2 protein-coding genes are annotated in these 7,836 nt (G+C 72.1%); both read left to right on the forward strand.

Features of this window, described 5'->3' with window-relative positions; translation table 11 throughout:
- The first annotated feature begins 159 nt into the window (after window positions 1–159).
- Window positions 160–3,984, forward strand: coding sequence for an SDR family NAD(P)-dependent oxidoreductase (locus tag ABZ441_RS33315; protein ID WP_358981120.1), 3,825 nt, complete (start codon window positions 160–162; stop codon window positions 3,982–3,984).
- Window positions 3,985–4,058: 74 nt separating this feature from the next.
- Window positions 4,059–7,836, forward strand: a 3,778-nt coding sequence (locus tag ABZ441_RS33320; protein ID WP_358981118.1) for a type I polyketide synthase, incomplete at its 3' end; no start/stop codon positions are given.

Below are 7,836 nucleotides of genomic sequence, written 5' to 3' on the forward strand. Positions count from 1 at the left end.
GTGCTGAGTAGTCTTGCCGCGGATCAGGTGTCTTCGGCGTTGTCGGTGGCGACGGTTCGTTCCGGGCAGGATGAGGTCTCGACGCTGACGCGGGCTCTGGCTCATCTGTATACCCGGGGCACGGCTGTGGTCTGGCCCACGCTGACGCCTACCGCCTTGGTGGACCTGCCCACGTACGCCTTCGACCGCCGGCGTTTCTGGCCGCGTCCTTCCGGGCCGGCCGGGGTCGAGGCGGCTGTGGGGTCGGTCGGTCTGCAGAGTACGGGTCATCCGCTGCTCGGTGCCCGGGTCGCGCTCGCGGACGCGGACGGGGACGGGCTCCTGCTGACCGGCAGGATCTCGCTCACCGAACAACCCTGGCTCGCCGACCACACCGTCATGGGACGGGTGCTCATGCCGGGCACCGCCCTGGTGGAACTCGCCCTCAAGGCGGGTGAGTACGCCGGGTACGGGCAGCTCAGCGAACTGGTTCTGCAGAGTCCTCTGGCCGTTCCCTCCGACGGGACGGCCGTGGACGTGCAGGTGACGGTCGGCGCGCCCGACGAGCAGGAACGGCGTCCGGTGAAGGTCTTCTCCCGCCCGTCAGGGAGTGACGACGAGCCGCACCACTGGACCTGTCACGCCGCCGGCGCACTGGCCGTCGACACCGCCGCCCCCGTTGCCGAGCCCACGCAGTGGCCGCCGATGGACGCCACGCCGGTGGACATCGACGGGCTGTACGAGCGTCTGACGGAATGGGGTTACGCGTACGGCCCGGTCTTCCAGGGCCTGCGCGCGGTGTGGCGGCGCGGTGACGAGGTGTTCGCCGAGGTCGAACTGCCCGAGCCGGGCGTGGCCGACGCCGGGCGGTTCGGGGTGCACCCCGCACTGATGGACGCGGCACTGCACTGCCAGGTCGCCATCGCTCTGGCCCAGGGATCCGGAGTGGAGCGCCGCCTGCCCTTCTCCTTCGGCGGTGTCCAGGTGCACGCCACCGGTGCCACGACCGCTCGGGTCCGGCTCTCCCCGGACAGCGCCGACGCGGTGTCGGTGGTGATGACCGACCCCGCGGGGCTGCCCGTACTGACCATCGACGCCATGACCTCGCGGGCCCTGGCGGCCACCGACATCACCACCGGGACGGCCTCCCGTACCGACTCGCTGTTCCAGCTCGGATGGACCCCCATGCCGGTGGGCGCCGACGACGAGCCACTGCTCGCCGTGGTCGGCGACGGCCCGCCGACGGAGGGCGCACTGTCCTTCGCGGACCTGTCCGAGTTGCGCAAGGCATCGACTGCCGGGGAGCCGGCTCCGGACGTGGTGATCCTGCGGGTTCCGACCGGTCGGGGCGAGGTGCCGACCGCGACCCGGGCCGCGGTCGGCGCGGTGCTGGAGGTGATCCAGGAGTGGCTGGCCGACGAGACGACGTCCGGCCGCCTGGCGGTCGTGACGACCAACGGAGTCTCCGCCTCGCCCGGGGACACGGTCGACGTGGTCCAGGCAGCCGTGCGGGGGCTGGTGCGATCGGCGTGTTCCGAGCACCCGGACAGGATTCTCCAGGTCGACGTCGACGGTGACGCCGAGTCGGTCGCCGCGCTGCCAGGGGTGCTGGCCGCCGCTGTGTCGGCGGGGGAGCCCGAGGCCGTACTGCGGTCCGGCTCCGCCTCGGTGCCACGGCTGGGCAGGGTGTCGCGCGAGGGGGCGCTGACCGCCCCCGAGGGCGGCGGGGCGTGGAGTCTGGACATGGACGGCAGCGGGACGCTGGAGGGCCTGGGACTGGTTCCCTGCCCCCGGTCGGAGGAGCCGCTGGCCGAGGGCCAGGTGCGGATCGCTGTGCGTGCCACCGGGGTGAACTTCCGGGACGTACTGCTCTCCCTGGGCATGGTGGCGATCGCGGAGTCGTTCACCGAGGAGGCCTACGGGTGCGAGGGCGCCGGAGTGGTGGCCGAGATCGGGCCCGGAGTCACCGACCTTGCCGTCGGGGACCACGTGATGGGGCTGCTGTCGGGCTCCTACGGTGGCCCCCTGGCCGTCGCGGACCGGCGGACGATCGTCCAGGTGCCCAGCGGCTGGACGTTCGCACAGGCGGCCTCGGTGCCCACCGTGTTCCTGACCGCCTATTTCGCCCTGGTGGACCTGGCCGGCGTCCGGCAGGGCGAGTCACTGCTGGTGCACGCCGCGGCCGGCGGGGTGGGCATGGCAGCAGTACAGCTGGCCCGGCACTGGGGGGTCGAGGTGTACGCGACCGCGAGCCGGCCCAAGTGGCCCGTCGTGTGGGAGACGGGCGTACCTCCCGAGCGAGTCGCCTCGTCCCGCACCATGGAGTTCGGTGAGCGCGTCCGGGCCGAGACCGGCGGCCGAGGCGTGGACGTGGTGCTGAACTGCCTCGCCCGGGAGTTCGTGGACACCTCGATGGGCCTGCTGGCGGCGGAGGGCGGCCGCTTCATCGAGATGGGCAAGACCGACATCCGGGGTGGCGACGCCGTCGCCACGTCGTGGCCCGGGGTGTACTACCGGGCCTTCGACCTGAGCGACGCCGGACCGGACCGGGTCCGCGAGATGCTGGCCCATCTGATGGAACTGTTCCGACAGGGCGTGCTGTCGCCGCTGCCCGTGGCGGCGTGGGACACCCGGGACGCTCAGGAGGCCTTCCGGTATCTCAGCCAGGCCCGTCACATCGGCAAGGTGGCGCTCACCACTCCTCCTGTTCCGCTCGACGGGACCGTCCTGGTCACCGGCGGCACGGGAGCCATCGGGACGGCGGTGGCCCGCCATCTGGTGAGCACCCACGGGGTCACCGACCTGGTGCTGACCAGCCGCCGGGGCCCCGGAGCACCCGGCGCCACCGAACTGGTGGCCGAGCTGGCCGAACTCGGTGCCACCGTACGCGTGGTGGCCTGCGATGCGGCCGATCGGGAGCCGCTGGCCCGCCTGCTGGCCGACCTTCCTGACCTGCGGGGCGTGGTACATGCCGCGGGCGTGCTCGACGACGGTGTGGTGTCCACACTGACCCCGGAACGCCTGGACACGGTGCTGCGCCCGAAGGCGGACGCCGCCTGGCATCTGCACGAGCTGACCCGCGATCGTGACCTGTCGATGTTCGTGCTGTTCTCCTCCGCCGCCGGTGTGTTCGGTGCCCCGGGGCAGGCCAACTACGCTGCGGCCAACGCCTTCCTGGACGCCTTGGCACAGCACCGTCGCAGGTCGGGGCTGCCGGGCCAGTCACTGGCGTGGGGGCTCTGGGCCGATCGCAGCACGATGGCGGGGACGCTCGACCGGGCGGGACGGGACCGGATGGGACGCACCGGTGTGCAGCCGCTGTCCACCGAGAACGGCCTCGCCCTGTTCGACACCGTCGTCTCACTCAACCAGACCTTCACCGCGCCGGTGCACCTGGACGTCAGCCGTTTCTCCGGGACCGTCCCGCCGCTGCTGCGTGGACTGGTCCGGATCGCCGCGAAACCGACTGCCGCCAACAGCTCGGCGGTGGCCGCCACCGGAGGGCTGCGGGAGCGGGCGGAGGGCCTGCCGCCCGAGGAATGCGAACACATGCTGACCGGCGTGGTGCGTACCCAGGCCGCAGCCGTGCTGGGCCACGACGACCCCGGTGCGGTGGGCGCCGAACAGCCGTTCAAGGGCCTGGGATTCGACTCGCTCACCTCCGTCGAACTACGCAATCGCCTCAACGCCGTGACCGGCCTGGTGATCCCGGTGACAGCCGTGTTCGACCACCCCACGTCCGCCGCGCTGGCCGCGCACCTGCGCCGCCTCCTGCTGCCCGAGATCGATGCCGCAGGACTGGCCGAAGCCGGGATCGACCGGTTGCAGGCCGTCCTCGCCGGGGTCTCCGGGGACGACCCGGCAAGAGCCGCACTCACCGTGCGCCTGCGAGGTCTGCTGGCGACCTGGACCGACGAAGGGACACCGGACGGGCAGGCGGACCTGACCGCCGCCACGGACGCCGAACTGTTCGACCTCATGGACAACAACCCCTGGTCCAGCTGAACCGCACACCTGAACCCGTGGGCGGGCGACCCAGCCGGCACATGACTCCACCCCTTGTATCGGAAGAGGCCGGAATGTCGAACGAGGACAAACTCCGCGAGTACCTCAAGCAGGCGATCACTGACGCCCGCCAGGTTCATCAGCGGCTGCGGACGGTGGAGGACGCCGCCCGTGAGCCGATCGCGATCGTGGGGATGAGTTGCCGGTTCCCGGGTGGTGTCACCTCGGCGGAGGAGCTGTGGGACATGGTCGCCGCCGGCCGGGTGGGGATGTCGGACTTCCCGGCCGACCGCGGCTGGGACCTGGCCGCCCTGCACGACCCGGACGGCCTGCGCCCCCGCAGCTCATACGTCCGCAGGGGCGGGTTCATCGATGACGCAGCCGGCTTCGACGCCGACTTCTTCGAGATATCGCCGCGCGAGGCGCTGGCGATGGACCCGCAGCAGCGGGTACTGCTGGAGACGGCCTGGGAGACGTTCGAATCCGCCGGGATCGATCCGGGCGGTCTGCGCGGCGGGAACACCGGTGTCTTCGTCGGCGGTGCTCCCGCCGGATACGGCTCCAACGCCGACAACGCCCAACAGGACGGCGAGGGCTACCTGCTGACCGGGAACGCGTCGAGCGTGTTCTCCGGCCGCATCTCCTACACCTTCGGGCTCGAGGGACCCGCGGTGACGGTCGACACGGCGTGCTCGTCGTCCCTGGTGGCACTGCACCTGGCGGTCCAGTCGCTGCGCTCGGGGGAGAGCTCACTCGGTCTGGTCGGCGGGGTGATGGTCATGTCCACCCCGGCGGCGTTCACGGAGTTCAGCAAGCAGCGCGGGCTGGCGAAGGACGGCTACTGCAAGGCGTTCTCCGCGTCGGCGGACGGCACCGCCTGGGGCGAGGGCGTCGGGCTGCTCCTCCTGGAGCGGTTGTCCGACGCCCGGCGCAACGGCCGGACGATTCTGGGCGTGGTACGGGGCACGGCGCTGAACCAGGACGGCGCGTCCAACGGGCTGTCGGCGCCGAACGGCCCGTCGCAGGAGCGGGTGATCCGCCAGGCGCTGGCGTCCGCCGGGGTGCCGGCCTCGGAGGTGGACGTCCTGGAGGCGCACGGCACGGGAACGACACTGGGCGATCCCATCGAGGCCCAAGCCCTGCTCGCCACCTACGGGCAGGGACGCCCGGAGGACCGGCCGCTGCTGCTGGGGTCCGTGAAGTCCAACATCGGCCACACCCAGGCGGCGGCGGGCGTGGCGGGCGTGATCAAGATGGTGATGGCGATGCGACACGGCGTCGTACCTCCCACCCTGCACGTGGACGAGCCCACGCCGCACGTCGACTGGAACGCCGGCGCCGTCACCCTCGTCACGGACGCCGTTCCCTGGCCGGAGACGGGCAGGGCACGGCGGGCCGCGGTGTCCTCCTTCGGGATCAGCGGCACGAACGCCCACGTCGTCCTGGAACAGGCCCCTGAGGAAGCGACGGCGACCGCAGACGCCGTCGCCACCCATCCGGTGATCACCGGGGGACCACTGCCCTGGATTCTGTCGGCCAAGACGGCGTCCGGACTGAGCGGGCAGGCCGCGCGGTTACGTGACCTCGCCGCCGCCGACGTGGACATGGCGGCCGTGGCGACGGCTCTGGTCTCCGGCCGCGCGGTGTTCGACCACCGCGCCGTCGTCCTGGCCCCGGACCGTGCCGAACTCGTCACCGAGCTGGAGGCGCTGGCCGGCGGAGCCGGCGAGGTGACCGGTACGGCGCGGGGCGTCGCCCGGTCCGAGGGCAAAGTGGCGTTCGTGTTCCCGGGGCAGGGTGCGCAGTGGGCCGGGATGGCGACCGGGCTGCTGACATCGTCCCCGGTGTTCGCCGAGTCGATCGCCGCATGCGCGGCAGCACTGTCGAAGTACGTGGACTGGGACCTGGTCGAGGTACTGCGGGACAAGGACGCCCTACAGCGGGTGGACGTGGTGCAGCCCGCGCTCTGGGCGGTCATGGTGTCGCTCGCCCGGCTGTGGCGCTCGGCCGGGGTCACCCCGGACGTCGTCGTCGGACACTCGCAGGGGGAGATCGCAGCCGCGTGCGCGGCGGGGGTGCTGTCGCTGGAGGACGGGGCACGTGTCGTGGCCCTGCGGAGCAGGGCCATCGCGGAGGACCTTGCGGGCCGGGGCGGGATGGTCTCCGTCGCCGCGTCGGCCGAACGCACCGCCGAACTGGTCGGCAAGCGCGAGGGTGTCTGGGTCGCAGCGCTCAACGGACCGTCCGCCACGGTGATCGCGGGCGTGCCGGAAGAGCTTGCGGCGATCGTCGCGGACGCCGATCGGGAAGGTGTGAGGGCCCGCACGATCCCGGTGGACTACGCCTCCCACACGCCGCACGTCGAGCGGATACGCGACCGGCTGCTGGAACTGGCCGATCCGATCGCGCCGCACGCCGGCACCGTACCGATGTACTCGTCGGTGACGGCCGGCCCGGTCGGGGACACCGAACTGGACGCGCGGTACTGGTACCGCAACCTGCGGGAACCCGTGCGCTTCGCCGACACCGTGGCGGCGCTGGTCGAAGACGGAGTGGACACGTTCATCGAGGTCAGCCCGCACCCGGTGCTGACCCCGGCCATCGACGACCTCGCGGTCGGCGCGGGCCACCGTGTGGCGGCCGTGGGCTCGCTGCGCCGGGACCAGGACGAGCGGGAGGCGCTCATCCGGTCGGCGGCCACCCTGTGGACCCTGGGCGTGGACGTCGCGTGGCCCACCCTGCTGCCGGCCTCCTCGACACCGGTCGTCCTGCCCACCTACGCGTTCCAGCGCCGTCGGTTCTGGCTGGAGGGCTCCGCGTTCGCCGGGGACGCCTCCGGCTTCGGCCTCGAACCTGCGGATCACCCCCTGCTGGCGGCCGCGCTGCATCCGGCGGGTACCGGCTCCGTGGTGTTCACCGGCCGGCTCTCCCTGTCCACTCATCCCTGGCTGGCGGACCACGCGGTCTCGGGTGCGGTCCTGCTGCCGGGCACCGCGTTCGTCGATCTGGTGCTCCGGGCCGGCCGGGGCCTCGGTTGCGAACGGATCCAGGAGCTGACCCTGGAGACCTCGCTCGTCCTGGCCGAGACCGAAGGCGTCACGATCCAGGTGCAGGTCGGCGAGCCGGACACCTCCGGCAACCGGACCGTCACTGTCCACTCCCGCCCCGATTCGGGCGGCTCGGAGGAGCTGGATCTCGTCGGTGGGTGGACCCGGCATGCGCAGGCCACTCTGGCCGCCGACGACACACCGGCACCGGACGAACTCGGCGCCCTGGCCGGTACCTGGCCGCCGCCGGGGGCGTCGGTGATCGAGGTCGGCGACTTCTACGACACGTTGTTCGAGCGGGGTTACGCGTACGGACCGGCGTTCCAGGGCCTGCAGAAGGTCTGGCGGCGCGGTGACGACGTGTATGCCGACGTGGCCCTGCCCGAAGAGGCCACGGCGGACGGCTTCGTCGTCCACCCCGCCCTTCTGGACGCTGCGCTGCACGCCACGGGTCTGGGCGGGCTGTTCGGCGACGAGGGAGGCGTGCGTCTTCCGTTCGCCTGGTCCGGAGTGCGTTCCTGGGCGAGCGATGCCCGGTCGGTGCGCGTGTGGCTCTCGGCCGCGGGCAAGGACGGGGTGCGCGTCCGGGTCGCCGATGCCGTGGGCACCCCTGTCGCATGGGTGGATGAGTTGGTGTTGCGGCCGGTGTCGGTGGGGTCGGCTGGTGGGCGGCCGTTGTACGGGGTGCGGTGGGATGTTTGGGAGCCTGGGGTGGGTTTGGTGGGTGGGGTGGGTTCGGTGGTGTGGGAGGAGTCGTTGTCGGTGGAGGAGGTGGTGGCTGTTGTTGGTGGGGTGGGTTCGGTGG

Source organism: Streptomyces sp. NPDC005752 (assembly GCF_040630715.1).
GTDB lineage: Bacteria > Actinomycetota > Actinomycetes > Streptomycetales > Streptomycetaceae > Streptomyces.